Here is a 26601-nt window from a genome sequence, read left to right as displayed (position 1 = left end):
ATGATGGCATTGATTGCAGACTGGTTTAAGACCCTTCATGAGCAAACCAACTGGAACTTCTCGGTATTTTACAACGCCTGGGAAGCCAAAAAATATTTTACCGGGCTGACCATTGCCGCCGAACTGGCGGTCTGGTCGCTAATCGGATCGATGCTCATTGGGTTCATCTGCATTTTTCTCAAACAGTCCAGCCTGCGCCCCTTGCGCTGGCTGGTTACGTCATATGTCGAGTTCTTTCGTAATACGCCGGGGCTGGCGCAGCTCTATTTTCTGTTTTTTGGTATTGGCTCCTATTTTCATCTCTCTACCTACGGGCCGAACGGTGAATTGCCGTTGGTCTCACCGTTTCAGTTCGTCGTTATCGCGCTGTCCTTGCAATATGGCGCTTTCGTCACCGAGATCCTGCGCGCCGGCATTGAAGCCGTACCGCGTAGCACCCTCGAAGCAGCAGAATCGCTCGGCTACGATCGCACCAAGGCCATGATCCACATTGTTTTGCCCCTGGCGTTTCGCACCAGTCTGCCCGCTCTGGGCAACAATATGGCGCAGATAGTCAAAAGCACTGCGCTTGCCTATGCGATTGCAGTGCCTGAAGCCTTGTATGTCGCACATGAAATCTGGACAGAACATTTTAACGTGGTCGAAATGATGAATGTGGTGCTACTGAGCTATCTGGGATTAATGGGCGTTTTCACCCTGCTGGTGAAACTGCTTGAGCATTGGTTAAAAGTGCCGGGGCTTGGACAATGAATATCGTAGAGTCAATTTTCCCACCGGGAAGCGCACTGGCCATATTGCTGCCCTGGCTACCGCTGATCCTGAAGGGATTCGGTCTGAATCTGTTGATTTCCATTCTGAGCATGATTATCGGCATGCTGGCAGGTACGCTGCTGGGCGCGGCACAGATGGCGAATCTGGCCGTGATTCGCCTGCCGGCCCGCTTTCTGACCCTGTTTTTTCGTAACAGCCCCTGGCTGGTGATCATGTTTTACGTGATGTTCCTGCTGCCGTTCGAGATTAAAATCGTCGGCAACTGGTTCAGCTTTCCCGACTGGATGAAAGCCGTGGTGGCGCTGGCGATCCCGGTTAGCGGCTATACCTCGGAGATCGTGCGGGGTGGTCTGAAATCCATCCCGACGACCCAGTGGGAGGCTGCCGCCGCCCTCGCATTCGGCACCGTGCGAACCACGCTCAAGATTATCTTGCCGCAGGCAATACGCCAGATGGTGCCCCCAACCATGAACCTTTACTGCTCGGTTGTAATGGCGACATCATTAGCCAATGTGGTCGGCGTACAGGAAGTCATGACGGTGACGCAAACCATTCTGACGACGGAAACCCGTCCGGGGCTGATCCTGCCCGCTTACGGCATTACGTTAGTGCTTTTCTTTGCCTTTGTTTTTCCTATCTCGCTGTTTTCACGCCGCCTGGAACGGGCGTGGCAATTTGGAATCCGCTGATGACTGATACGCATACTTCGCCTGCTCAGATAATCCTGACCGATGTCCATAAATCCTTTGGCAAGGTAGAGGTGCTAACCGGCATTTCGCTGTCCGTCGCCCGTTCGGAAATTGTTTGCATCATCGGTCCGTCAGGCTCGGGAAAATCGACGTTGTTGCGCTGCATTAATGCGCTGGCGCCAGTCAACTCGGGCTCGATTAACGTCGGTGGGATTGAAGTCAACGATCCAAAACTGGATGCACTGGCGCTCAGACGCAAAGTCGGCATGGTTTTCCAAAGCTACAACCTGTTTCCCCATCGTACCGTGCTGGAAAATATCATGATGGCACCGACGCAGGTATTGAAACAGCCGGTACGGGAAGTGGAAGCCCGCGCTCGTGAACTGCTGGCCAAAGTCCATCTGAGCAACAAAGCCAGCGCCTATCCGGGCGAGCTTTCCGGTGGACAGCAACAGCGTGTCGCGATTGCCCGCGCGCTATGTATGAACCCGGAAGTCATGATGTTTGATGAAGTCACCGCCGCGCTTGACCCTGAAATGGTCAAAGAGGTGTTAACCACCATTCAGGATGTCGCCCGTGACGGCATGACCTGTATTCTGGTGACTCATGAAATGCGCTTTGCCCGCGAAGTCGCGGATCGAATTTATTTCACGGACAAGGGAAAAATTGTCGAAAGCAATACTCCTCAGGCATTTTTTGATAATCCGCAGGATCCGCGGACGCAGACCTTTCTGGAAAAAGTATTGTAATGGTGGCGGACACAAAATTTCCGGGAGAAATTTCTGATATTGCTCCGGCGACGGCCCGCGAGGGTGGTCGCCAAGGATGACAAGGCACAAAAAAGATGACGATCTCCTCCTCCCCATGGCTGGTAAGTACCGAATGGCTGTCTACGCGTGCTGAAGAGATCGCCGCCGAACATAACGCGCAAGTCCTGCCTCACGCAGAAACGCTGATTGCGGCCGATTATACTGACGCCGTCATCATCGCCTCCTCAACGGAAACCCATTGCCCATTGATGCTCACCGCTGTACGGGCAGGGAAAAAGGTCTATTGCGAAAAACCGCTGGCATCGACGCTGACTGAAAAGCCCACGACGTGGATACGGCAATGGTGACGTTGCGCACCGCCAGCGGCGCGCTTTGTCAAATCGATAACGCGCGTCGCGCCGTTTATGGTTTTGACGATCGCATTGAAATATTCGGTACGGGTGGATTGGCAGAATCGTCACGCATTACCGAAGGCAGCGTCATGCGTATCTTTGACGACAAAATCCTGACGGAAGGACTGCCCAAAGATCCGATGATTCGTATGGCGCCAAGCTATGCGGCAGCCATTCAGGCGTTTACTCTGTTTGTGCGTGATTATGGTCAGCCTGATGCCGCACCGGTTCCCGGCGTTTATGACGGATTACGCGCGCAAATGATGACGGAAGCGGCAACCCGGGCGGCGTCGGAACGCCGGATTGTCTCACTGGCTGAAATTGAGTCAGAAATACGTTAACAACAAAGTCAGCGCGGCGAATAGCGCCATCAAAAGGGAAACAAACTGGCAAAACACGACAAATAAGCCGAAATAGCCAATAAACCCGGTTTGTTGAAAATGAATAACCATCGCTCTGACAATAGAAAATAGAGAAAACGGCGCCAGGATCAGAGACAGAATCAGTCCCAATGCGGGAAGATATAAAATACCGTTTATTTTCCGCATCTCCATTTTCTCGCATTCCAGGCACAGGCCAGATTCTTTTAGCGCATCGTTATCGCAATTCAAACATTTCATTTTTTATCCCTATCCAAGCAATAAAATCAAAACAATAAAGAAGAACACAGGCGTTGCGTTACTGTTATGGAATGCGGCGTATCCATCGGTTTATATTCATCCTTTATTCCGCCATCAGTTTCCGGAGCATTCGTTCAGGGTTATTCAGGAACAAACGGGTGATCTGATAATGCTCCGTCTCCTCATAGGCCACCTGCTGAATACCCTCTTCGCTGAACTGGAAGATCGTGGTTGAAGTTTTTTGTGCCGCCTTCAGGATTAAACCCCATCGACACCGCAAGCGATTCCAGCAGCGTGGATTTTCCGGAACCGTTCTCGCCGATAAAAAAGGTGATTTTCGGGTGAAATTTCAGCGTTTCAAGCGATCGGATGGCGGACCCGCGGCGCTGGGTGAACGTTCCAGACTCACCTTTTTCATACCAGATGCTCAGTTAAATAATCAATGAACGCCGTGATTCTGGCCGGCACGTGCCGTCGTTGCTGGTAAACCGCGTGAATATCGGCCGCCGGTATCTCAAAATCAGTCAGCAACGCAATCAATTCCCCCCGTTCAAGGTACTCTCGCACATCCCAGAACGAGCGTAGAATAATCCCATGTCCATCCAGTGCGTAATGCATGATTACCTCACCGTCGTTACTCGACAGGCTGCCATAAACTTTATGGGTAAACTCTTTGCCCGACCGATAGAAACGCCATAACGCATAGTCACTTTCATATTGTCTCAGCACAATGCAGTTATGGACGGACAAATCGGCGACGGTCTGCGGCGTACCGACACGGTCAATATAAGCTGGCGACGCACACAAAATACGGGGATTATCCAGCAACTTTCGCGCAATCAGACGCGAATCAGGCGGCTCGCCAACGCGGATATCAATATCAATGGCGGCATCCAGCAGATTGATTGGCTGACTGGAGAGCTGAAGCTGAACCTCAAGACCGGGATGTAACCGTGAAAAAGACGAAATCAGCGGCGCCACATACCGACGACCAAACCCGAAAGAGGCATTCACGCTGAGCTTGCCGCAGAGCGAGCGCTGATTTTTAGCCACCGCGCTTTCCAGTTCAGCAATCTCTTTCAGTATCGGCAACGCGCCCTCAGCGTAAAGCATCCCTTCCGCCGTGAGATCCAAACGCCGGGTAGTCCGCTGTATCAACTGTACGCCAAGACGTTTTTCCAATTGCGTCAGCCGCTTGCTGACCGCAGGCAGAGAGAGCCCCAGTTCGCGAGCGACGGCGGTCAGGCTACCTGAGGCCGCAATCCGGCTGAAAAAGAATAAATCGTTAACCGTCGACATAGATTCTTCTCTTAAATTCAACAATGCCTTGCCATTTAGGCCAATTGTTCACCATTTGCCAAGGAAATACACTCAATTCTCCCCCTACAGTGAAAAAAGGAATCCCCGATGTCCGGAAAAAAACACAGAATCGCCGTGATCCCCGGTGATGGCATTGGCAAAGAAGTGATGCCTGAAGGCGTGCGCGTCATACAGCGCGCCGCAGAAAAATTTGGTATCGCCATACAATGGGACTGGTTTGATTTCGCCAGCGCCGACTATTACCTGAAGCATGGAAAAATGCTGCCGGATGACTGGTTTGCAACCCTGAGCCATTACGATGCGATCTACTTCGGCGCGGTCGGCTGGCCGGATATCGTGCCAGACCACATCTCTTTATGGGGATCGCTACTACAATTTCGCCGGGAATTCGATCAATACGTCAACCTGCGTCCCTGTCGATTAATGCCTGGCGTCAAAGCGCCACTGGCCGGACGCAACCCAGGCGACATTGACTTCTATGTGGTGCGGGAAAATACCGAGGGAGAATACTCCAGCGTCGGCGGCGCCATGTTCGCCGGCACCGACCGTGAAATTGTCATTCAGGAAACGGTGATGACGCGCGTCGGTGTCGATCGAATCCTTAAGTTCGCCTACGAACTGGCAATGAAACGCCCGAAAAAGCATCTGACTTCCGCCACAAAATCCAACGGCATTGCGATTACTATGCCTTACTGGGACGGACGGGTAGCCGAGATGGCAAAACAGTATCCGGAAATCAAAGTCGATAAATTTCACATCGATATCCTGACCGCCAATTTTGTTCTGCACCCCGATTGGTTTGACGTCGTGGTCGCCAGCAATTTGTTCGGAGACATCCTGTCTGATTTAGGTCCCGCCTGCACTGGAACCATCGGTATCGCCCCTTCAGCCAATATTAATCCGGAACGAAATTTCCCCAGCCTGTTTGAGCCGGTCCATGGTTCTGCTCCCGATATTGCCGGTAAAGGACTGGCGAATCCCATCGGGCAGATCTGGTGTGGCGGCATGATGTTGGAACATCTGGGATATCCCGCAGCGGGAGCGGCGGTGTTGCAGGCGATTGAAACGGTACTGTCGCAGGGACCGGAACAGGCGCCCCTTACCCGGGATTTGGGCGGCAAAGGCAATACGGAAACAGCAGGGAAAGCCATTGCGGCTGCGCTGTGACAGGCAGTGATACGGCAGTCAATCTGGCCTGCCATTTTATGGTCTGTCACTGATGAATCTCACAAATTCAATACATAAAAAAGGCCGTTTACACGGCCTCTGACTGCTGACAAAGCCCCTAATATACCTCTGTCATCCTTCACGGCTCTAGCGCTGTCATTCCCGCAGTAGTAGGCGGGAATGACGGGTTTGGGAAGGTTTGTCATCAAACTCAGGCACAGCGGAGCTGTGCTTTTTTCGCTATAGCCTGACGCTAGATTAACCCGCGACGGCGATACGTTTCATATCGGTCATGTAGCCACGCAGTTTGCGGCCAACGGCTTCGATCGGATGGTTGCGGATGGCTTCATTGACATCACGCAGTTGCGCGTTATCCACTGCGGTCGCCGCAACCGCTTTACCTAAATCGCCCGGCTGCAGAGAAGACATGAACTTCTCTTTCAGCAACGGTACTGCCGCGTTGGCGAACAGGTAGTTACCGTATTCGGCGGTGTCGGAGATAACCACGTTCATCTCATACAGACGCTTACGCGCGATGGTGTTCGCAATCAGCGGCAGTTCATGCAGAGATTCATAATAGGCGGACTCTTCAATGATGCCCGAGCTGACCATGGTTTCGAACGCCAGTTCAACCCCGGCTTTCGCCATAGCGATCATCAGCACGCCGTTATCAAAGTATTCCTGTTCAGAGATTTTCCCGTCAAACTGCGGCGCATTTTCAAAGGCGGTTTTGCCGGTTTCTTCACGCCAGGTCAGCAATTTAACGTCGTCGTTCGCCCAGTCGGCCATCATACCGCTGGAGAATTCACCAGAAATAATGTCATCCATGTGTTTCTGGAACAGCGGCGCCATAATGGATTTCAGCTGTTCGGACAGCGCATAGGCGCGCAGTTTAGCCGGGTTGGACAAACGGTCCATCATCAGGGTGATGCCGCCTTGCTTCAGCGCTTCGGTAACGGTTTCCCAACCGAACTGAACCAGTTTTTCCGCATAGGCGGCATCGGCGCCGTCAGCGACCAGTTTGTCGAAGCACAGCAGAGAACCGGCCTGCAGCATACCGCACAGGATAGTCTGTTCGCCCATCAGGTCGGACTTCACTTCGGCGACGAAAGAGGATTGCAGAACGCCGGCGCGGTGACCGCCGGTTGCCGCCGCCCAGGCTTTGGCAATCGCCATGCCTTCGCCTTTCGGATCATTTTCCGGGTGAACCGCGATCAGCGTCGGCACGCCGAATCCGCGTTTGTACTCTTCACGCACTTCCGTGCCCGGGCATTTCGGCGCCACCATCACCACGGTGATGTCTTTACGGATTTGCTCGCCCACTTCAACAATGTTGAAACCATGAGAGTAGCCCAGCGCGGCGCCTTGTTTCATCAACGGCTGAACGGCCTTGACGACGGCGGAGTGCTGTTTGTCCGGCGTCAAGTTAACCACCAAATCCGCCTGCGGGATCAGTTCTTCATAGGTGCCGACCGTAAAACCATTTTCGGTTGCTTTACGCCATGACGCGCGTTTTTCGGCGATCGCTTCCTGACGCAATGCATAAGCGATATCCAGACCGGAATCACGCATGTTCAGCCCTTGGTTCAGGCCCTGTGCGCCACAGCCGACGATCACCACTTTTTTACCTTTCAGGTAACCCGCTTCATCGGCGAATTCGTCACGTCCCATAAAACGACACTGACCCAATTGCGCCAGCTGCTGACGCAGGTTCAATGTGTTGAAATAGTTAGCCATGTGGTACTCCGTATGATGTTTTGTTTGTCTGTTATTCAGAGGAAGGTTTCCCACTATCGGGAAGCTATTATTTCACCATGATATGACAGGAAAAGCGTTGCTTAAATTGATATATTAACAACGTCATATTGCAAGATCCGCAAGATAAAAACGAGGCCCGCATCGCATGGATTTACGTGATCTCAAATTATTTCTGCATTTGGCGGAAAGCCGGCATTTTGGCCACACGGCCAAGGCGATGCACATCAGTCCTTCTACGCTATCGCGCCAAATTCAACGGCTGGAGGGTGAAATCGGCCAAACGCTATTCCTGCGCGATAACCGCACCGTACGGCTAACCGATACGGGAGAACATCTGAAGCTGTTCGCCCAGCAAACGCTGCTGCAATACCAACAGCTAAGACACGCCATTGGCCAACGTGGGCCGTCGTTAAGCGGCGAACTGCGGATTTTTTGCTCCGTCACCGCCGCTTACAGCCACTTACCGCCGATTCTGGATCGTTTCCGCGCCGAGCATCCGCTGGTGGAAATCAAACTGACGACCGGCGATGCCGCCGATGCCGTTGAAAAAGTACAGTCCAACGATGCCGATCTGGGCATCGCCGGACACCCGGAAACGCTGCCCGCCAGCGTCGATTTCATGCCGATAGGTCAAATCCCGCTGGTGCTGATCGTTCCGGCGTTGCCTTGCCCGGTTCAGACTCAGGTCAGACAGCCGAATCCTGACTGGACGCAGATCCCTTTCGTCCTGCCGGAACACGGCCCGGTGCGTAAGCGTATCGATCTCTGGTTTCGCCGCCAGCATCTCACCAACCCGCAAATCTACGCCACCGTATCAGGCCATGAGGCGATGGTGTCCATGGTCGCGCTAGGCTGCGGCATCGCGCTTATTCCGGATGTGGTGCTGGAAAACAGTCCTGAACCGGTACGCAACCGCGTCTCCATATTTGCCGAACAAGGCATGGAGCCTTTTGAGCTGGGTGTCTGCGTGCAGAAAAAACGCCTCAGTGAACCGCTTATCGCGGCATTCTGGGAAACATTACAGGATAAATCGTGATATTTTCCTCTCGCCATGCGGCGGCCGAATCGCGTTACAGGGAAGTATTGATGAAATCGTATTTATTGGCAGTGATGATGCTGTTGCTCTCCGTCCCCGCGCTGGCGGCTACCATCGGCGGCAAGGTGGTAAAAGTCGTTGATGGCGACACCATCGTGGTGCGACACAACGGCACCAACTATCGTATCCGCATGCTGGGCATCGATGCGCCGGAATATCACCAGCCTTATGGTAAGGAGTCTCGTCGGGCGCTGGACAGGCAAGTCGGCGGGAGATGGGTGACGGTACGATATGATGAAAAAGATCGGTACGATCGCTACCTGGGAACGGTCTATTACCGGAACCGCAATATCAACGTCAATCTGCTGCGCAATGGTCAGGCATGGGTATACAAATACCACCGCGACAACCATGAATTAATGCGCCATGAAAACGCGGCTCGCCAACAGCGGCTGGGCCTGTGGCGTCATTCCTATCCTCAGTCTCCCTGGGCTTACCGCCAAACGCACTGACGCGATGCCGCGCCCCTGTCTTTTGCGGTTGAAAAGGCGTTTCGGGATTTCGTTTCTTAAACGATCGGCATGACTCCCCGCCTACCGTTCAAACCATTTATCCGCAGAGAGTATGCGCGGGCCCGATGCCTCCGTTTCCTGCGCGGCTTTTTTCATGGTTTCGATATTCATCAGGTAGTGGTAAAGCGGCTCAAGCTGGGTAAACCCCTGCGCCAGCGTCGTGACCAAATCACCGGAGAAAAGCGGCTCCATATCCTGGCTGGTATGAATAGCGGCGAAAGATTTACGGTTATACCAGTCGGCCAACTCCGCCGGCAGATCTTTAATCAGCGGGCGTTTGTAACTTTCCCCTTCCAGTACGAACCTATCCTGTAAGCAGTTGGCGACGGCAAGGAATTGCTGCGGGTTGCCGCGCACCGTTTGGCGGAACAGTTCCATCGTGTTACGCGTTGCGCAGTAATAGCCCAAACCATAACGCCAAAAATCCGGAGCGATCTCAAAAAAATAGGATGGCGCATCCGTCCAGTCTTTACGCGTGCGTTTGAAGGTCAGCCACATCTGGCTGCGATAGCGTGATTTATCGTGGGAAAAACGGGTATCGCGGTGAATACGGGACAGCGTTTTGCCGATTGCCGGGCGGGTTTCAAACCGATCGTCGATCGGCAACATGGTCAGACTCAACGCATCCACCAGCGCACGAAATGGCGACAGCAGTTGCTCTTCATAAACCTGGCGGTGCTCGTCAAACCACCCTTTATCATTCTGCTGACGAACCTGTTGGAGAAACGTCAATCCCTGCTGGGAAAAACCATTAAAATGCGTTGCCATCGTTTTACATCATCAGTGTTGCCCATCGAATGACATAAAGATAGCGCTCCCGCCAGTGAAACACCACCGGGAACGCGGTTCGGCAACGCGTCAAAAGCTAGCCTGCCAGAAAGAAACGAAATGACGGGTTATTAGTCTCATCATGGCACTCATAGCCCAGATCGTGCAGATGTTTCTCAAACTCCGGATCGCGCTCTTCCAGCTCGAACGCAGCCAATACCCGGCCGAAATCCGTACCGTGGCTGCGATAGTGGAATAGGGAAATATTCCAATGCGTACCCAGCGTATGCAGGAATTTCAACAGCGCGCCCGGCGATTCAGGAAATTCAAAGCTATACAGCCTTTCCCGCAGTGCTTTTGAAGGCCGTCCTCCCACCATATAACGCACATGCAGCTTGGCCATTTCGTCATCGGACAGATCCACAACCTCATAGCCGCCCGCAGACAGCTCGGCGATGATCTCGTCACGCTCGGCATGACCGCGCGTCAGCCGCACGCCGGCAAAAATGCAGGCATCTTTTTCATTCGCATAGCGATAGTTGAATTCGGTAACGGATCGGCCGCCCAGCAGTTGGCAAAACTTGAGAAAACTGCCCTTTTTCTCCGGGATCGTCACCGCCAGCAGAGCTTCCCGCTGTTCGCCCAGTTCACAGCGTTCGGAAACATAGCGCAGACCGTGGAAGTTGACGTTGGCGCCGGACAGCACGTGCGCCAGGCGTTCGCCCTGAATCTGATGCTGCTGGATGTATTTCTTCATTCCCGCCAGCGCCAACGCGCCGGAAGGCTCGGCGATCGCACGCACATCTTCAAACAGGTCTTTGACCGCCGCACAGATGGCGTCGCTGTCGACGGTGATCACGTCGTCCAGATATTCCCGGCACAGGCGGAACGTCTCGTCGCCGACGCGCTTAACCGCCACGCCTTCGGCAAACAGCCCCACCCGCGCCAGATCGACCGGATGACCGGCATCCAGCGCGGCGCGCAGGCAGGCGGAGTCTTCCGCTTCTACCCCGATAACTTTAATCTGCGGCATCAGCTGTTTGATCAGCACGGCGACCCCTGCCGCCAGCCCTCCGCCGCCGACCGGCACAAATACCCGGTCCAGATGCGCGTCCTGCTGCAACAGTTCCATCGCCAGCGTACCCTGCCCGGCGATAACCGCCGGGTGATCGAACGGCGGCAAAAACGTCATGTTCTGCTGCTGCGACAGTTCAATGGCTTTGGCTTTCGCCTCGTCGAAGTTCGCGCCATGCAGCAGCACCTCGCCGCCAAAGCCGCGCACCGCGTCGACTTTGATATCGGCCGTCGCCACCGGCATGACGATCAGTGAGTTAATGCCCAGTTTACTGGCGGAAAGCGCCACGCCCTGCGCGTGGTTGCCGGCGGAAGCGGTTATCACGCCGTGGGATTTCTGCTCATCGCTCAGCCCGGCCATCATCGCGTACGCGCCGCGCAGCTTAAAGCTGTGCACCGCATGCCGATCCTCACGTTTCACCAAAATGACATTACCCAGCCGTGAAGAAAGTTTGTCCATCTTCTCCAGCGGCGTAACCTGCGTGACTTCATAAACCGGCGAACGCAGGATCGCCCGCAGATACTCCGCCCCGCAGGGAGCGGAGGGAAGTGGTTGCGACACAGCCATGGTTAGCCTCCCAGCTTACTCTTGTCACGGACGGCGCCTTTATCGGCGCTGGTTGCCAGGCTGGCATAAGCGCGCAGCGCAAAAGAGACCGGACGGTTGCGATTACGCGGCGTCCAGGCCGCATCGCCCCGCGCCAGTTCGGCTTCACGACGGCTTGCCAGTTCATTTTCCGGCACTTCCAAGGCGATGCTGCGCCCAGGAATATCAATAGCGACCATATCCCCATCTTCCACCAGCCCGATGAGTCCGCCGCTGGCGGCTTCGGGAGAAGCATGGCCGATGGACAAACCGGATGTTCCGCCGGAGAAACGACCGTCGGTGATCAGCGCACAGGCCTTGCCCAATCCCATCGATTTCAGGAAGCTGGTGGGATACAACATTTCCTGCATGCCCGGACCGCCCTTCGGCCCTTCGTAACGAATGACCACCACGTCGCCGGCCACGACCTTGCCGCCCAGAATCGCTTCAACCGCATCATCCTGGCTTTCATAAACTTTCGCCGGGCCGCGGAAAACCAGGCTGCCTTTGTCCACACCCGCCGTTTTCACGATACAGCCGTCTTCCGCCAGATTGCCGTACAACACCGCCAAACCGCCGTCCTGACTATAGGCAAACTCACGGGAGCGAATACAGCCTTCCTGACGGTCGACATCCAGCGAATCCCAGCGGCAGCTCTGAGAAAACGCCTGCGTGGTGCGGATACCGGCAGGACCGGCGGAGTACATGCGTTTCACGCCGTCGTCTTTCGTCACCATCACATCATATGCTTCGATGGTTTCCGGCAGGCTCTTGCCCAGCACGTTGCGCACGTCACGATGCAGCAGGCCGGCGCGATCCAGTTCGCCCAGAATGCCGATCACCCCGCCGGCGCGGTGCACGTCTTCCATATGGTATTTCTGCGTGCTCGGCGCAACCTTGCACAGGTGGGGAACTTTACGTGACAGACGGTCGATATCTTCCATAGCGAAATCGATCTCCCCTTCCTGCGCCGAAGCCAGCAGATGCAGAACGGTATTAGTCGATCCGCCCATGGCGATATCCAGCGTCATGGCATTCTCAAACGCCGCCTTGGTGGCAATGCTGCGCGGCAACGCGCTTTCATCATCTTGTTCGTAGTAGCGTTTGGTCAATTCGACGATGCGCGTACCGGCTTCCAGAAACAGATTTTTACGATCGGCGTGGGTCGCCAGCAGTGAACCGTTGCCCGGCAGCGACAGGCCCAGCGCCTCGGTCAGGCAGTTCATGGAGTTGGCGGTAAACATTCCGGAACAGGAGCCGCAGGTCGGGCAGGCGGAACGTTCAATCTGTTCGCTATCGGCATCGCTGACGTTTGGGTTCGCCCCCTGGATCATGGCATCGACCAGATCCAGCTTGATCAGCTGATCGGACAGCTTGGTTTTGCCCGCTTCCATCGGACCGCCGGATACGAAAATCACCGGAATGTTCAGCCGCAGCGCGGCCATCATCATTCCCGGGGTGATTTTGTCGCAGTTGGAAATGCACACCATGGCGTCGGCGCAGTGCGCGTTCACCATGTACTCAACCGAATCGGCAATCAGTTCACGTGAAGGCAGAGAATAGAGCATGCCGCCATGCCCCATAGCGATACCGTCATCAACCGCAATAGTATTGAACTCTTTCGCCACGCCGCCGGAGGCTTCGATTTGCTCGGCAACCAATTTGCCCATATCGCGCAAATGCACATGACCCGGTACGAACTGGGTGAATGAGTTAACCACCGCGATAATCGGCTTGCCAAAATCGTCGTCGGTCATTCCGGTGGCTCGCCACAAGGCTCGGGCGCCGGCCATGTTACGGCCGTGCGTGGTTGTGGCTGAACGGTACTTAGGCATACTCTTGTTACTCCAGTATTAACTTAATGGGTGACGGCAAAGCGCGCCGTCACCAGAATCTGTCTGTCATAATGGGCCGATTAACGGTTAACCGGATCCAGCCAGCCCCATTTATCTTCTGTTTCGCCGGTAAACAGGCCGAAAAATGCCTGTTGTAGTTTTTTGGTTACCGGCCCGCATTTGCCGATACCGACCTGAATACCGTCGACGCTGCGAACCGGCGTGATTTCGGCCGCGGTGCCGGACATGAATACTTCGTCAGCCAGATACAGCGATTCACGCGACAACACCTGTTCACGGATCTCAAGACCTAATGTTTTCGCCAGCTTGATGATGGCATCGCGCGTAATACCCGGTAGCGCGGAAGAGGTAAACGGCGGCGTGAAAAGAATACCGTCTTTCACTTCAAACAGGTTTTCGCCCGCGCCTTCGGACACGTAGCCATGCACATCCAGCGCAATCCCTTCCTGATAGCCATGACGACGGGCTTCACTGCCGACCAACAGAGAGGACAGATAGTTCCCGCCCGCTTTCGCGGCGGTAGGAATGGTATTCGCGGCGGCTCGGTGCCACGACGACACCATGGCATCAATCCCCTGATCCAGCGCGTCTTCGCCCAGATAGGCGCCCCATGGGAAAGCCGCAATGATCACATCCGGTTTGTAGCCGTCCGGCGGGTTAACGCCCATGCCGACATCGCCGACGAATACCAGCGGACGGATATAGGCGCCGGTCAGACTATTTTTACGTATTGTCTCACGGCAGGCTTCCATCAGTTCATCAACGCTCTGCTGCAACGGCATACGATAGATTTTGGCCGAGTCGTGCAGACGCTGCATATGTTCACGATGACGGAACACCGCCGGTCCGTTATTCGTGTTATAGCAACGAATACCTTCAAATACGGAAGTGCCGTAATGCAAGGCGTGAGACATAACGTGAACTTTGGCATCGGCCCATGGAACCATTTCCCCGTTAAACCAAATGTAGTCGGCTTTACTTGTCATTCTTTATTTTCCTTACTCTGTATGTTAGGCGCTGAACTGCTGAGATGTTGTCATTGGCTGAATTTCAACATAAGCAATATCCAGCAGTTTACTCAACTGCGCCGACAATGAATCTATCGGACGATGACTGGCAACGGTCAGTTCAATATTGATGTGATCGTTGGTATTGGTGCTCTGCACCATGTTCATGGCGCAGACCCGGAAACCACGGTGACGGGCGATGCGCAATACACGTTCCAGAATCTCTGGGCGAAAGCGGGCCTGAATCGAAAGCCGATGGTGTGTCATTCTATTTTCTCCAGCTATTATTCTGTTTTATCCAGCATCGTTTCATTACCGGCGCCGGGCGGCACCAGCGGCCAGACATTCTCGTATTCATCAATGGAAACATGCAGCAGGTATGGCCCGTCGCTGTTAAACAGGGCGTCTAGCGCGTCGTCGATCTGGTCTTTACGGCTGATACGCTGGCCTGGGATATCAAAGGCGCTTGCCAGCGTGAGGAAATCGGGATTATCAGAGAGGTTGGTTTCACTATAGCGTTCATCAAAAAACAGCTGTTGCCACTGTCGAACCATGCCTAATCGTTGGTTATCCAGCAGAACAATCTTCAGCGGCAACCGTTTTCGCTTGATGGTGCCCAACTCTTGAATGTTCATCATAAAAGAGCCGTCACCCGAAATACAGATCACCATATCATCAGGCCGGGCAACCTGGGCTCCCACGGCGGCGGGCACGCCGAATCCCATGGTGCCCAGGCCGCTGGAGGTGATAAAATTCTCAGGGCGGGTGAACGTCATATGCTGAGCCGTCCACATTTGGTGCTGACCGACATCCGTCGTCACCACCGTATTCGCCGTTTTGCGATCGGAGATGGCCTTCAGTAATGCAGGCGCATAAATTGCCTGTCCGGGATGGTCATAACGCCATGGGTATTCGGCTTTCATCATCACCGCCTGTTGCTGCCATGCTTCGATGTTCAGCGGCTGTTGCAACGCCGGTAGCAACGCGTTCAGATCCCCTTGCAGCTCAACATTAGCCTGACGCAGCTTGCTCATTTCAGCGGGGTCGATATCCATATGAATAACGCCGGCATGCGGCGCAAACGTATTCAGCTTGCCGGTAACTCTGTCGTCAAAACGGGCGCCGACGGCAATCAACAGATCGCACTCCTGCACCATCAGATTTGCGGCTTTCGTACCGTGCATTCCAATCATACCTAGATAATAGGGATGATTGGCATCCACGCTTCCCAACCCTTTCAACGTCGCAACGGACGGTATTTCAGTCGTGGCGATAAACGCACGCAACGCCGGAACCGCCCGCGCCATGCCAACGCCGCCGCCGACGTACAATATCGGCTTCTGCGCTTTTGCCAGCATTTCCCGCGCCAGTGCAATCGCTTGTTCGGGCAAATCAAAGTGGGTATCAACGGGCGCGAAATTCGGTGTGAAATCCCCCTCAGCTAACTGAATATCTTTGGGAATATCAACCAGCACTGGGCCCGGACGACCACTGCTGGCGATCGCGAACGCCTCGGCCATCACTTCAGGCAGCGACTCCAATGACTCAACCAGAAAGCTGTGCTTGGTACAGGCCAGAGACAGGCCTAACACGTCAATCTCCTGAAAGGCATCCGTACCGATAAGCGCGGAACCCACCTGACCGGTGATAGCCACGATAGGAACAGAATCCAGCAATGCATCGGCCAACCCGGTGATCAGGTTTGTCGCGCCAGGGCCGGATGTCGCAATGCACACCCCGACGTTGCCGGTTGCACGGGCATAGCCGATTGCCGCCATTGCAGCCCCCTGCTCGTGACGACACAATAGATGCTCTACTCCGCCGTCATACAGTGCATCATAGACCGGCATGATCGCGCCTCCGGGATAACCAAACACGGTCTCCACTCCCTGCGCCCGCAACGCTTGTACCACCCACTGAGCCCCTGTCATCGTTATTTCCCCAACTTCTTGTTGCGGGAATAACAGAATGTTGCACGACTAACCATCATCTGTTCCCTTACGTTATAGATTCTACCCAACAAAAAACCCCCGACCTTTCGGTGCGGGGGTTTTCTTGAATTCGGGCTTGATTTAAGCCATTCGTCGTCCAAGTGCTGCCCCGCACGGTGGGATAATAATCACCACCACGCTAATCACGACTAGGCTAATCACTAGGGAGAAGGCTTTCATAAATTGAGTGTTCACTAATCTAATGCCGAATGAATATCTACAGAGTTATCACAATCAGGCATGATATGACAACAATTTTTTCGGTGTTTTTCTGTCAGGCAGAATAAGAACGACCAAAAAGTAGAATATAATCATCAGGTAGCAGGTATTCTGATGAATTTCGTTACAATCGGGGAATCTGAACGGTTCAGCGATTGATTAGCATACTAATGATAACACGGTTACGCTGGTAGCGTGCGTCATGACCCAACCGGGGTGGTGCCGATGATGATTATATCAGCTTGCTCTGCAAGATGTAGATGCCAAATCAGGATTGCGCCGCAGAGGCGGCGGCGTCCGCTTGATAAGCACGGCGCCGTGCCACTATCCCGTTTTGCGACAAGCTACGCACTCATTAAGCAATGAGCTGATAAATAAAATATTTATTCGAAACAGACACGCAAAAGTGCCATCCGTTCATCCACTGTTCGCCCGTTATTACGCATCATTCCCCCCTTAGCAAAAGGGGAACAGTATGTCACTGGCAGTTACCTATACTCGGGCAACGATCGGCGTGCAGGCGCCGGAGGTATCCATTGAGGTACATATCAGCAGCGGATTACCCGCCCTCACGCTGGTTGGATTGCCTGAAACTACCGTCAAAGAGGCACGCGATCGTGTGCGCAGCGCACTCATCAATTGCGGTTTCTCATTTCCGGCCAAACGTATTACGGTCAATCTGGCTCCGGCCGATCTTCCCAAAGAGGGCGGACGTTATGATCTCCCCATCGCCTTAGCCATTCTCGCCGCTTCAGAGCAGATAAAAGGGGAAAGGTTAACCCACTATGAGTTTCTCGGCGAATTGGGCCTCTCAGGCACGCTACGGGCCGTCAACGGCGCAATTCCCGCCGCGCTGGAAGCCATAAAATCAGGCCGACAGTTAATCCTGCCGGAAGATAACAGACAGGAAATGACGCTGATCCCTCAGGGAGAAGCCCTAATGGCCGAACACCTGCTGCAGGTTTGTGCATTTCTGCAAGGTGAGGAAGAGCTGCGCCGTTGCAGCAGCGATCAACAGGAAGAACAGGTCGACGACGATATACTCGACCTGAAAGAAATTATCGGTCAGGAACAGGCCAAGCGGGCATTGGAGATTACCGCGGCCGGTGGACATAACCTGCTGTTACTCGGTCCGCCGGGAACGGGAAAAACCATGTTAGCCAGCCGGCTTGGCAATCTGATGCCGCCGCTGAGCGATGAAGAAGCGTTGGAAAGCGCGGCAATCAATAGCCTGATAAATATCGATGCCACCATGACGCGATGGCGTACCCGTCCATTCAGAGCGCCACATCATAGCGCATCGATGACGGCGCTGGTCGGCGGCGGCTCTCTGCCTAAGCCCGGGGAAATTTCTCTGGCGCACAACGGCGTGCTGTTTCTTGATGAGTTACCCGAATTTGAACGGCGCGTTTTGGATTCACTCCGCGAACCGCTGGAGTCAGGAGAGATCATTATCTCCCGCGCCCGGGCAAAAGTTTGCTACCCCGCCAGATTTCAGTTGGTTGCGGCAATGAACCCCAGCCCCTCCGGCCATTATCAGGGCATTCATAACCGCCTGCCGGCACAGCAGATCTTACGTTATCTCAGCAAACTTTCCGGCCCGTTTCTGGATCGTTTTGATATTTCTATCGAGGTGCCTTTGCTGCCGCCAGGTATATTGCGTCAGCAGGTTTGCCATGGGGAAAGCAGCGCGATCGTCAGAGAACGTGTTTTCTCCGCCCGACAGAGACAACTTGAACGAGCCAATAAAATTAACGCACGGTTGAGGCCCAACGAGGTAGAAAAATATTGCCGGCTATCAGCGGATGACGCGGCCTATCTGGAAGAAGTGATGAGCAAACTGGGGTTATCCGTGCGGGCCTGGCACAGGATACTGAAGGTGGCCCGAACCATCGCCGACCTTAGCGGGCAAGCGAATATACACAGAGCACATCTTGCAGAAGCTCTTAGCTACCGATGTATGGACCGACTGCTCATACGGCTTCACAAAAACCTGCAATGAAGACGGACAGAGCCAAGCCCGAAATAAAAATGGGGCTTACGCCCCGTTTTTATTAATCGTCACTTTCGATGTACTCTTCCACAGCGTCCATTTGCGGCTTACCGCCAGACAATGTGTGGAAGCGTTTAGGACGACGAATACGATCCATATACTTAGACCATATTTTTTCCATGTCCGTTTCAGCCTTACGTTCGCCACGACACATTGCGACAAACTGGACCTCTTCCTCAGTGACTGGCTGACGTTTACCCAGATCAAGTTCGTTAAAAGCATAACCATGGCGTTCCAGCAGTTGCGCTTCTTTAATGGTAAAGTCGCCGTGCCGGGAAAAACCACGTGGGTAAAACTTGTTATCGAAAAAACGATTATTGGTAGAGAAGCTTTCCGCCATCTTACACGCTCCTAAGTCTCTTATGGTCGTGCTGTTTATGGCGCGGAGTATTAGATAGGCTTGACAATGTGTAAAACAAAACATTTAAATCATTACGACAAAAATTTTTGGAGATAGGCGTGGATACCGAATTACTGAAAACCTTTCTGGAAGTCAGCAGGACAAGACACTTCGGTCGAGCCGCGGAATCGCTCTACCTGACACAGTCTGCCGTCAGTTTTCGCATTCGTCAGTTAGAGAACCAACTCGGTGCAAATTTATTCACCCGTCATCGCAATAATATCCGCCTGACGCCAGCAGGAGAACGACTTTTACCCTATGCGGAAAATCTAATCGGCACCTGGCAATTGGCAAAAAAAGAGGTTGTTCGATCGCAGCAGCATAGCCTTCTTTCAATTGGGGCGACCGCCTCACTGTGGGAAACGTATCTGACACCGTGGCTACAGGCGCTCTATAAACAACGGCCAATGCTGCAACTGGAAGCACGCATCGCGCTACGCCATTCACTGGTAAAACAACTTCACGAACGTCAGTTGGATCTGCTTATCACCACAGAACAGCCCAAAATGGACGAGCTCGCGAGTCAGCTACTCGGTAATTTCTCACTGTCGCTGTTTACCACGGTGAGTAACGAGGCCGTGCAAAAATTGCCTTATATCAAGCTGGAATGGGGGGCAGACTTTCATCAGCAGGAAAGCCGTTTGCTAGTCAGCGATATGGTTCCGGTGCTGATAACAACCTCAGCACATCTGACCCGTCAACTACTTGAAACAACCGGCGGCTGCGCGTTTTTACCCAGTCATTGGGCGCAACAATACACGCAGTTGAAGGTTCTGGAAGATACACAGCCCGTCGTGCGCCCGTTTTATGCCGTTTGGTTACAAAATAGCGATCAGCAGGCGCTGATCCGACAATTGCTAAAAACACCGATCATGATCACCGCATAGTTTGTATTGATACCATTAGCTAAGCACGCCTGACCGACCAGAACGTGCTTAATATTTTTCGCAATCCAGCAGCCATCATATTAATGATTACGCTGTTTAAAAAATGCCAAAACGGATTGATCCACGGCCAATATACTCTAAATAATTCGAGTTGCAGGACAAAACGTATGACGTTTTGAACAGCGCCTGCGCTGGCCCCAACGGGGCGAGGTCCAGGGAAGGACCGAGTAATGCAGCCAACGCATAGGCAACTTGAAGTATGACAAGTATAAATAAATGCATTTCAACGGATGGCCTCGATAAAAATTGACGTTCTGTTGTACCGAAGAAGCGCTTGGGGATTAAATATGCCTAATATTTATAGGATTGGTTGTGACATCGTTAAATATATTCTTCAGATGCGCGTAAATACCCAGACGAATGATAGCGTTAAACTATCGTTCCCTTCCGCAAGAGCACCATTGTCTCATTCCTATTCGGCTAGAACCCCCGTCTAAACGAGCGTATCCGCCAGACTCATCACCCCTTCCGCTTAATAAAAAGGAGTGACTGTTGATATCAATATCATAAGAACCTGTCATATAACATATTATCATTGGCGCTTGTTCTAAGATCTGAATTTAGATTGACAATATCAGGCAATAAATAAATCTGATTCATACCTAAATAAAATTTTCAGCCTATTTCTTAAATTAAAAAATATGGCGAATATAAATATAGATATTGGACTGATATGAATAGATAGCTAATCGGGAAACGATCAGGAGGAAAAACAAAGGCGTGAAAAGAAAAATCAAGACGAAAAAAAACCCTTCATTAGTATATGAAGGGTTTTTATCTGGCAGGGGCGGAGAGACTCGAACTCCCAACACCCGGTTTTGGAGACCGGTGCTCTACCAATTGAACTACGCCCCTAAATAGGGTGGCGGAACGGACGGGACTCGAACCCGCGACCCCCTGCGTGACAGGCAGGTATTCTAACCAACTGAACTACCGCTCCACCGATTCTGTTACGTGTATCTTCCTGATACCGCCCCTCAGGGCCAGCTTTCCACTGCTCAGATCCACTTCCGGGATCCGTCGACTATCGAAGGTCAATCCGATAATCCGTGTTTGATGCCTGGCAGTTCCCTACTCTCACATGGGGAGACCCCACACTACCATCGGCGCTTCGGCGTTTCACTTCTGAGTTCGGCATGGGGTCAGGTGGGACCACCGCGCTATCGCCGCCAGGCAAATTCTGTTTTATCCCAACCGTCGCAGTTTTCTCTGCAACCATCAGAACCAATCTTTGAACAAGCTAAAATATCTTCGTCGTCTCTAAAACACCTTCGGTGTTGTAAGGTTAAGCCTCTCGGGTCATTAGTACCGGTTAGCTCAACGCATCGCTGCGCTTACACACCCGGCCTATCTACGTCGTCGTCTTCAACGGCCCTTCTGGGGACTCGAAGTCCCAGGGAAGACTCATCTCGAGGCAAGTTTCCCGCTTAGATGCTTTCAGCGGTTATCTCTTCCGCACTTAGCTACCGGGCAATGCAATTGGCATCACAACCCGTACACCAGTGGTGCGTTCACTCCGGTCCTCTCGTACTAGGAGCAACCCCTCTCAATCTTCCAACGCCCACGGCAGATAGGGACCGAACTGTCTCACGACGTTCTAAACCCAGCTCGCGTACCACTTTAAATGGCGAACAGCCATACCCTTGGGACCTACTTCAGCCCCAGGATGTGATGAGCCGACATCGAGGTGCCAAACACCGCCGTCGATATGAACTCTTGGGCGGTATCAGCCTGTTATCCCCGGAGTACCTTTTATCCGTTGAGCGATGGCCCTTCCATGCAGAACCACCGGATCACTAAGACCTGCTTTCGCACCTGCTCGAGCCGTCACTCTCGCAGTCAAGCTAGCTTATGCCTTTGCACTAACCTCCTGATGTCCGACCAGGATTAGCTAACCTTCGTGCTCCTCCGTTACTCTTTGGGAGGAGACCGCCCCAGTCAAACTACCCACCAGACACTGTCCGCAACCCCGCTCAGGGGCCCACGTTAGAACATCAAACATTAAAGGGTGGTATTTCAAGGTTGGCTCCATGCAGACTGGCGTCCACACTTCAAAGCCTCCCACCTATCCTACACATCAAGGCTCAAGGTTCAGTGTCAAGCTATAGTAAAGGTTCACGGGGTCTTTCCGTCTTGCCGCGGGTACACTGCATCTTCACAGCGAGTTCAATTTCACTGAGTCTCGGGTGGAGACAGCCTGGCCATCATTACGCCATTCGTGCAGGTCGGAACTTACCCGACAAGGAATTTCGCTACCTTAGGACCGTTATAGTTACGGCCGCCGTTTACCGGGGCTTCGATCAAGAGCTTCGCCCGAAGGCTTACCCCATCAATTAACCTTCCGGCACCGGGCAGGCGTCACACCGTATACGTCCACTTTCGTGTTTGCACAGTGCTGTGTTTTTATTAAACAGTTGCAGCCAGCTGGTATCTGCGACTGGTCTCAGCTCCGTCCGCGAGGGACTTCACCAAATCCAGCGTGCCTTCTCCCGAAGTTACGGCACCATTTTGCCTAGTTCCTTCACCCGAGTTCTCTCAAGCGCCTGAGTATTCTCTACCTGACCACCTGTGTCGGTTTGGGGTACGATTGATTGTTACCTGGTGCTTAGAGGCTTTTCCTGGAAGCGTAGCATCGGTTACTTCATCACCGTAGTGACTCGTCATCACGCCTCAGTGTTAACAGTGTTCCGGATTTACCAAAAACACCCACCTGCACGCTTAAACCGGGACAACCGTCGCCCGGCCAACCTAGCTTTCTCCGTCCCCCCTTCGCAGTAACAACCAGTACGGGAATATTAACCCGTTTCCCATCGACTACGCCTTTCGGCCTCGCCTTAGGGGTCGACTCACCCTGCCCCGATTAACGTTGGACAGGAACCCTTGGTCTTCCGGCGTGCGGGTTTTTCACCCGCATTATCGTTACTTATGTCAGCATTCGCACTTCTGATACCTCCAGCAGCCCTCACAGGCCACCTTCAACGGCTTACAGAACGCTCCCCTACCCAACGAACGTATCCCTAAGCCAACTCGACTTTGTAAAACGCATTGATGTCGCTTCGCGCCATCAATCGTCATTCCACATTGCCAAATTGTCTTGGGTGATACGTTCGCTGCCGCAGCTTCGGTGCATGGTTTAGCCCCGTTACATCTTCCGCGCAGGCCGACTCGACCAGTGAGCTATTACGCTTTCTTTAAATGATGGCTGCTTCTAAGCCAACATCCTGGCTGTCTGGGCCTTCCCACATCGTTTCCCACTTAACCATGACTTTGGGACCTTAGCTGGCGGTCTGGGTTGTTTCCCTCTTCACGACGGACGTTAGCACCCGCCGTGTGTCTCCCGTGATAACATTCTTCGGTATTCGCAGTTTGCATCGAGTTGGTAAGTCGGGATGACCCCCTAGTCGAAACAGTGCTCTACCCCCGAAGATGAATTCACGAGGCGCTACCTAAATAGCTTTCGGGGAGAACCAGCTATCTCCCGGTTTGATTGGCCTTTCACCCCCAGCCACAAGTCATCCGCTAATTTTTCAACATTAGTCGGTTCGGTCCTCCAGTTAGTGTTACCCAACCTTCAACCTGCCCATGGCTAGATCACCGGGTTTCGGGTCTATACCCTGCAACTTAACGCCCAGTTAAGACTCGGTTTCCCTGCGGCTCCCCTATTCGGTTAACCTTGCTACAGAATATAAGTCGCTGACCCATTATACAAAAGGTACGCAGTCACCCTGATTAATCAAGGCTCCCACTGCTTGTACGTACACGGTTTCAGGTTCTATTTCACTCCCCTCGCCGGGGTTCTTTTCGCCTTTCCCTCACGGTACTGGTTCACTATCGGTCAGTCAGGAGTATTTAGCCTTGGAGGATGGTCCCCCCATCTTCAGACAGGATATCTCGTGTCCCGCCCTACTCATCGAGCTCACAACCTGTGCATCTTCGTGTACGGGACTCTCACCCTTTGTTGTGCGACTTTCCAGACGCTTCCACTGACACACAAGCTGATGCAGACTCTGGGCTCCTCCCCGTTCGCTCGCCGCTACTGGGGGAATCTCGGTTGATTTCTTTTCCTCGGGGTACTGAGATGTTTCAGTTCCCCCGGTTCGCCTCATCACACTATGTATTCATGTGATGATAGTGTGTCGAAACACACTGGGTTTCCCCATTCGGGTATCGTCGGTTGTAACGGTTCATATCACCTTACCGACGCTTTTCGCAGATTAGCACGCCCTTCATCGCCTCTGACTGCCTAGGCATCCACCGTGTACGCTTAGTCGCTTAACCTCACAACCCGAAGGTGTCTTTGATACATCAAGTCACTTTCGCGCTGCGATTATTTGAGAGACTCTGATACAGCCAAATCACATCTCAGTACTGCACGGAGAGATATGTTTAGCCGCATCGTTTCAAATTTCAGCTTGTTCCAGATTGTTAAAGAGCATAATACTTCACAGCATACTGTTACCAATACGCTCTGAAGTCTTTATATGGTGGAGCTATGCGGGATCGAACCGCAGACCTCCTGCGTGCAAAGCAGGCGCTCTCCCAGCTGAGCTATAGCCCCATTACTGACACTTACAGCTACCTTTAGTACCACTCATAGAAGAGTTAATTCGTTTCCAGGCAAGGCGTGGAATGGCGAAGCATACTCTAGTATGCGAGTCATTTCACAACGCAGCATGGGAAAGAATTTGGTAGGCCTGAGTGGACTTGAACCACCGACCTCACCCTTATCAGGGGTGCGCTCTAACCACCTGAGCTACAAGCCTATTAAGGTATTTCTGCTCGTTATTTTCATCAGACAATCTGTTGTGGACACTGCACATTACCTATATCAGGCTTTTGGTAAGGAGGTGATCCAACCGCAGGTTCCCCTACGGTTACCTTGTTACGACTTCACCCCAGTCATGAATCACAAAGTGGTAAGCGCCCTCCCTAAGGTTAAGCTACCTACTTCTTTTGCAACCCACTCCCATGGTGTGACGGGCGGTGTGTACAAGGCCCGGGAACGTATTCACCGTAGCATTCTGATCTACGATTACTAGCGATTCCGACTTCATGGAGTCGAGTTGCAGACTCCAATCCGGACTACGACGCACTTTATGAGGTCCGCTTACTCTCGCGAGGTCGCTTCTCTTTGTATGCGCCATTGTAGCACGTGTGTAGCCCTACTCGTAAGGGCCATGATGACTTGACGTCATCCCCACCTTCCTCCGGTTTATCACCGGCAGTCTCCTTTGAGTTCCCGACCGAATCGCTGGCAACAAAGGATAAGGGTTGCGCTCGTTGCGGGACTTAACCCAACATTTCACAACACGAGCTGACGACAGCCATGCAGCACCTGTCTCAGAGCTCCCGAAGGCACATTCGCATCTCTGCAAACTTCTCTGGATGTCAAGAGTAGGTAAGGTTCTTCGCGTTGCATCGAATTAAACCACATGCTCCACCGCTTGTGCGGGCCCCCGTCAATTCATTTGAGTTTTAACCTTGCGGCCGTACTCCCCAGGCGGTCGACTTAACGCGTTAGCTCCGGAAGCCACGGTTCAAGACCACAGCCTCCAAGTCGACATCGTTTACGGCGTGGACTACCAGGGTATCTAATCCTGTTTGCTCCCCACGCTTTCGCACCTGAGCGTCAGTCTTCGTCCAGGGGGCCGCCTTCGCCACCGGTATTCCTCCAGATCTCTACGCATTTCACCGCTACACCTGGAATTCTACCCCCCTCTACGAGACTCTAGCCTGCCAGTCTTGAATGCAGTTCCCAGGTTAAGCCCGGGGATTTCACATCCAACTTAACAGACCGCCTGCGTGCGCTTTACGCCCAGTCATTCCGATTAACGCTTGCACCCTCCGTATTACCGCGGCTGCTGGCACGGAGTTAGCCGGTGCTTCTTCTGCGGGTAACGTCAATGAATAAGGTTATTAACCCTATCCCCTTCCTCCCCGCTGAAAGTACTTTACAACCCGAAGGCCTTCTTCATACACGCGGCATGGCTGCATCAGGGTTTCCCCCATTGTGCAATATTCCCCACTGCTGCCTCCCGTAGGAGTCTGGACCGTGTCTCAGTTCCAGTGTGGCTGGTCATCCTCTCAGACCAGCTAGGGATCGTCGCCTAGGTGGGCCCTTACCCCGCCTACTAGCTAATCCCATCTGGGTTCATCCGATGGTGTGAGGCCCTAAGGTCCCCCACTTTGGTCTTGCGACGTTATGCGGTATTAGCTACCGTTTCCAGTAGTTATCCCCCTCCATCAGGCAGATCCCCAGACTTTACTCACCCGTCCGCCGCTCGCCGGCAAAGAAGCAAGCTTCTTCCCGCTGCCGCTCGACTTGCATGTGTTAGGCCTGCCGCCAGCGTTCAATCTGAGCCATGATCAAACTCTTCAATTTAAGATTTGTTTGATTCGCTAAGTTAATAGCTGTGCTCAAAGAATTAGTAACTGTTTATTCGTAATGAATTTACTGTCAGTCACTCTTCAAGACTTTTTATATCGTTGCCGATACGGTCTTGTGAGTGCCCACACAGATTGTCTGATTAAATTGTTAAAGAGCAGTGCCACATTAACCTGTGGCGCGGGCGGCATATACTATGCTTTTCCGCTGTGAAGTCAAG

Annotated in this window: 22 protein-coding genes, 4 tRNA genes and 3 rRNA genes; 10 read left to right on the top strand and 19 right to left on the bottom strand. The window is 53.0% G+C overall.

Features of this window, described 5'->3' with window-relative positions:
* The 5 genes from ACN28R_RS20280 (at nt 1) to ACN28R_RS20260 (ending at nt 2963) form a co-directional block, all read left to right on the top strand.
* Nucleotides 1–750: an amino acid ABC transporter permease gene (locus tag ACN28R_RS20280; protein ID WP_095835325.1), complete on the top strand. Its 750-nt coding sequence runs from the start codon at nt 1–3 to the stop codon at nt 748–750.
* The gene (locus ACN28R_RS20275) at nt 747–1460 is read left to right on the top strand and encodes an amino acid ABC transporter permease (protein WP_048637072.1); all 714 of its coding nucleotides are present in this window, start codon (nt 747–749) and stop codon (nt 1458–1460) included. The genes ACN28R_RS20280 and ACN28R_RS20275 overlap by 4 nt, the downstream gene beginning before the upstream one ends.
* Nucleotides 1460–2209 carry an amino acid ABC transporter ATP-binding protein gene (locus ACN28R_RS20270; RefSeq protein ID WP_048637071.1) on the top strand — a complete coding sequence of 250 codons (750 nt, stop codon included), beginning with the start codon at nt 1460–1462 and terminating at the stop codon, nt 2207–2209. The genes ACN28R_RS20275 and ACN28R_RS20270 overlap by 1 nt, the downstream gene beginning before the upstream one ends.
* Before the next feature lie 95 nt (nt 2210–2304).
* Nucleotides 2305–2577, top strand: coding sequence for a Gfo/Idh/MocA family oxidoreductase (locus ACN28R_RS20265; RefSeq protein WP_236840158.1), 273 nt, complete (start codon nt 2305–2307; stop codon nt 2575–2577).
* Nucleotides 2571–2963, top strand: a complete 393-nt coding sequence (locus tag ACN28R_RS20260; protein WP_236840157.1) for a Gfo/Idh/MocA family oxidoreductase — start codon at nt 2571–2573, stop codon at nt 2961–2963. Before ACN28R_RS20265 ends, ACN28R_RS20260 begins: the two co-directional genes overlap by 7 nt.
* Here the strand turns inward: ACN28R_RS20260 and ACN28R_RS20255 are convergent.
* The 3 genes from ACN28R_RS20255 to ACN28R_RS20245 all read right to left on the bottom strand — a co-directional run bounded on the left by ACN28R_RS20255 (nt 2949) and on the right by ACN28R_RS20245 (nt 4541).
* The gene (locus tag ACN28R_RS20255; protein ID WP_053085517.1) at nt 2949–3242 is read right to left on the bottom strand and encodes a DUF2569 family protein; all 294 of its coding nucleotides are present in this window, start codon (nt 3240–3242) and stop codon (nt 2949–2951) included. The genes ACN28R_RS20260 and ACN28R_RS20255 overlap by 15 nt on opposite strands.
* Before the next feature lie 182 nt (nt 3243–3424).
* Nucleotides 3425–3565 carry a hypothetical protein gene (locus ACN28R_RS23870; protein WP_231604302.1) on the bottom strand — a complete coding sequence of 47 codons (141 nt, stop codon included), beginning with the start codon at nt 3563–3565 and terminating at the stop codon, nt 3425–3427.
* A gap of 91 nt (nt 3566–3656) precedes the next feature.
* Nucleotides 3657–4541, bottom strand: coding sequence for a LysR family transcriptional regulator (locus tag ACN28R_RS20245; RefSeq protein WP_095835324.1), 885 nt, complete (start codon nt 4539–4541; stop codon nt 3657–3659).
* 108 nt (nt 4542–4649) lie between these two features.
* On the opposite strand from ACN28R_RS20245, the gene ACN28R_RS20240 reads away from it, so the two are divergent.
* Nucleotides 4650–5729: a tartrate dehydrogenase gene (locus ACN28R_RS20240; protein ID WP_048637068.1), complete on the top strand. Its 1080-nt coding sequence runs from the start codon at nt 4650–4652 to the stop codon at nt 5727–5729.
* A gap of 258 nt (nt 5730–5987) precedes the next feature.
* Here ACN28R_RS20240 and ilvC read toward each other — a convergent pair whose 3' ends face one another.
* Entirely contained in the window at nt 5988–7466 is a 1479-nt protein-coding gene (gene ilvC, locus ACN28R_RS20235) for a ketol-acid reductoisomerase (protein WP_048637067.1), read from the bottom strand.
* Nucleotides 7467–7632: 166 nt separating this feature from the next.
* Here ilvC and ilvY point away from each other — a divergent pair, with 166 nt between their 5' ends.
* A complete protein-coding gene (gene ilvY / locus ACN28R_RS20230) occupies nt 7633–8523 on the top strand; it encodes an HTH-type transcriptional activator IlvY (protein WP_048637066.1) in 891 nt (296 codons plus the stop codon).
* A gap of 50 nt (nt 8524–8573) precedes the next feature.
* The gene (locus tag ACN28R_RS20225; RefSeq protein ID WP_072065933.1) at nt 8574–9035 is read left to right on the top strand and encodes a thermonuclease family protein; all 462 of its coding nucleotides are present in this window, start codon (nt 8574–8576) and stop codon (nt 9033–9035) included.
* 81 nt (nt 9036–9116) lie between these two features.
* Here the strand turns inward: ACN28R_RS20225 and ACN28R_RS20220 are convergent, their stop codons facing one another.
* From ACN28R_RS20220 to ilvL, 7 genes are all read right to left on the bottom strand, one after another.
* On the bottom strand, nt 9117–9863 hold the full coding sequence (locus ACN28R_RS20220) for a DUF2461 domain-containing protein (protein WP_048637064.1): 747 nt from the start codon (nt 9861–9863) through the stop codon (nt 9117–9119).
* A gap of 97 nt (nt 9864–9960) precedes the next feature.
* Nucleotides 9961–11505, bottom strand: coding sequence for a threonine ammonia-lyase, biosynthetic (ilvA, locus tag ACN28R_RS20215; RefSeq protein WP_048637063.1), 1545 nt, complete (start codon nt 11503–11505; stop codon nt 9961–9963).
* 2 nt (nt 11506–11507) lie between these two features.
* Nucleotides 11508–13358, bottom strand: a complete 1851-nt coding sequence (gene ilvD, locus ACN28R_RS20210; protein ID WP_048637062.1) for a dihydroxy-acid dehydratase — start codon at nt 13356–13358, stop codon at nt 11508–11510.
* 80 nt (nt 13359–13438) lie between these two features.
* Entirely contained in the window at nt 13439–14365 is a 927-nt protein-coding gene (locus tag ACN28R_RS20205) for a branched-chain amino acid transaminase (RefSeq protein WP_048637061.1), read from the bottom strand.
* A gap of 24 nt (nt 14366–14389) precedes the next feature.
* Nucleotides 14390–14653 carry an acetolactate synthase 2 small subunit gene (ilvM, locus tag ACN28R_RS20200; RefSeq protein ID WP_048637060.1) on the bottom strand — a complete coding sequence of 88 codons (264 nt, stop codon included), beginning with the start codon at nt 14651–14653 and terminating at the stop codon, nt 14390–14392.
* A 17-nt stretch (nt 14654–14670) separates the two neighbouring features.
* Complete coding sequence (gene ilvG, locus ACN28R_RS20195; RefSeq protein ID WP_048637059.1) at nt 14671–16317, bottom strand: acetolactate synthase 2 catalytic subunit; 1647 nt, start codon at nt 16315–16317, stop codon at nt 14671–14673.
* A gap of 141 nt (nt 16318–16458) precedes the next feature.
* Entirely contained in the window at nt 16459–16557 is a 99-nt protein-coding gene (gene ilvL / locus ACN28R_RS20190; protein ID WP_071778504.1) for an ilv operon leader peptide, read from the bottom strand.
* A gap of 514 nt (nt 16558–17071) precedes the next feature.
* On the opposite strand from ilvL, the gene ACN28R_RS20185 reads away from it, so the two are divergent.
* Complete coding sequence (locus tag ACN28R_RS20185) at nt 17072–18598, top strand: YifB family Mg chelatase-like AAA ATPase (RefSeq protein ID WP_048637058.1); 1527 nt, start codon at nt 17072–17074, stop codon at nt 18596–18598.
* Between the two features lie 52 nt (nt 18599–18650).
* On the opposite strand, the gene ACN28R_RS20180 is transcribed toward ACN28R_RS20185, so the two are convergent.
* The gene (locus ACN28R_RS20180) at nt 18651–18989 is read right to left on the bottom strand and encodes a MaoP family protein (RefSeq protein WP_048637057.1); all 339 of its coding nucleotides are present in this window, start codon (nt 18987–18989) and stop codon (nt 18651–18653) included.
* A gap of 119 nt (nt 18990–19108) precedes the next feature.
* Between ACN28R_RS20180 and hdfR the strand changes: the two genes are divergently transcribed.
* Nucleotides 19109–19936, top strand: a complete 828-nt coding sequence (gene hdfR / locus ACN28R_RS20175; protein ID WP_048637056.1) for an HTH-type transcriptional regulator HdfR — start codon at nt 19109–19111, stop codon at nt 19934–19936.
* Between the two features lie 839 nt (nt 19937–20775).
* Here hdfR and ACN28R_RS20170 read toward each other — a convergent pair.
* The 7 genes from ACN28R_RS20170 to ACN28R_RS20140 all read right to left on the bottom strand — a co-directional run bounded on the left by ACN28R_RS20170 (nt 20776) and on the right by ACN28R_RS20140 (nt 26378).
* Nucleotides 20776–20851 (bottom strand) — tRNA-Trp (locus ACN28R_RS20170).
* 8 nt (nt 20852–20859) lie between these two features.
* Nucleotides 20860–20936: transfer RNA gene (locus ACN28R_RS20165), tRNA-Asp, on the bottom strand.
* 118 nt (nt 20937–21054) lie between these two features.
* Nucleotides 21055–21170: ribosomal RNA gene (gene rrf / locus ACN28R_RS20160) — 5S ribosomal RNA — on the bottom strand.
* Nucleotides 21171–21277: 107 nt separating this feature from the next.
* A 23S ribosomal RNA gene (locus ACN28R_RS20155) occupies nt 21278–24274 on the bottom strand.
* Nucleotides 24275–24478: 204 nt separating this feature from the next.
* Nucleotides 24479–24554, bottom strand: a tRNA-Ala gene (locus ACN28R_RS20150).
* A gap of 128 nt (nt 24555–24682) precedes the next feature.
* Nucleotides 24683–24759: transfer RNA gene (locus tag ACN28R_RS20145), tRNA-Ile, on the bottom strand.
* A 77-nt stretch (nt 24760–24836) separates the two neighbouring features.
* A 16S ribosomal RNA gene (locus ACN28R_RS20140) occupies nt 24837–26378 on the bottom strand.
* Together the 16S, 23S and 5S rRNA genes with 4 tRNA genes alongside form the textbook arrangement of a ribosomal RNA operon.
* Nucleotides 26379–26601: the final 223 nt, after the last annotated feature.

The sequence above is a fragment of the Brenneria goodwinii genome (genome assembly GCF_002291445.1).
GTDB lineage: Bacteria > Pseudomonadota > Gammaproteobacteria > Enterobacterales > Enterobacteriaceae > Brenneria > Brenneria goodwinii.
The sequence above is the reverse complement of the archived record's forward strand: the minus strand, read 5'-3'. Positions and strand labels throughout refer to the sequence as shown.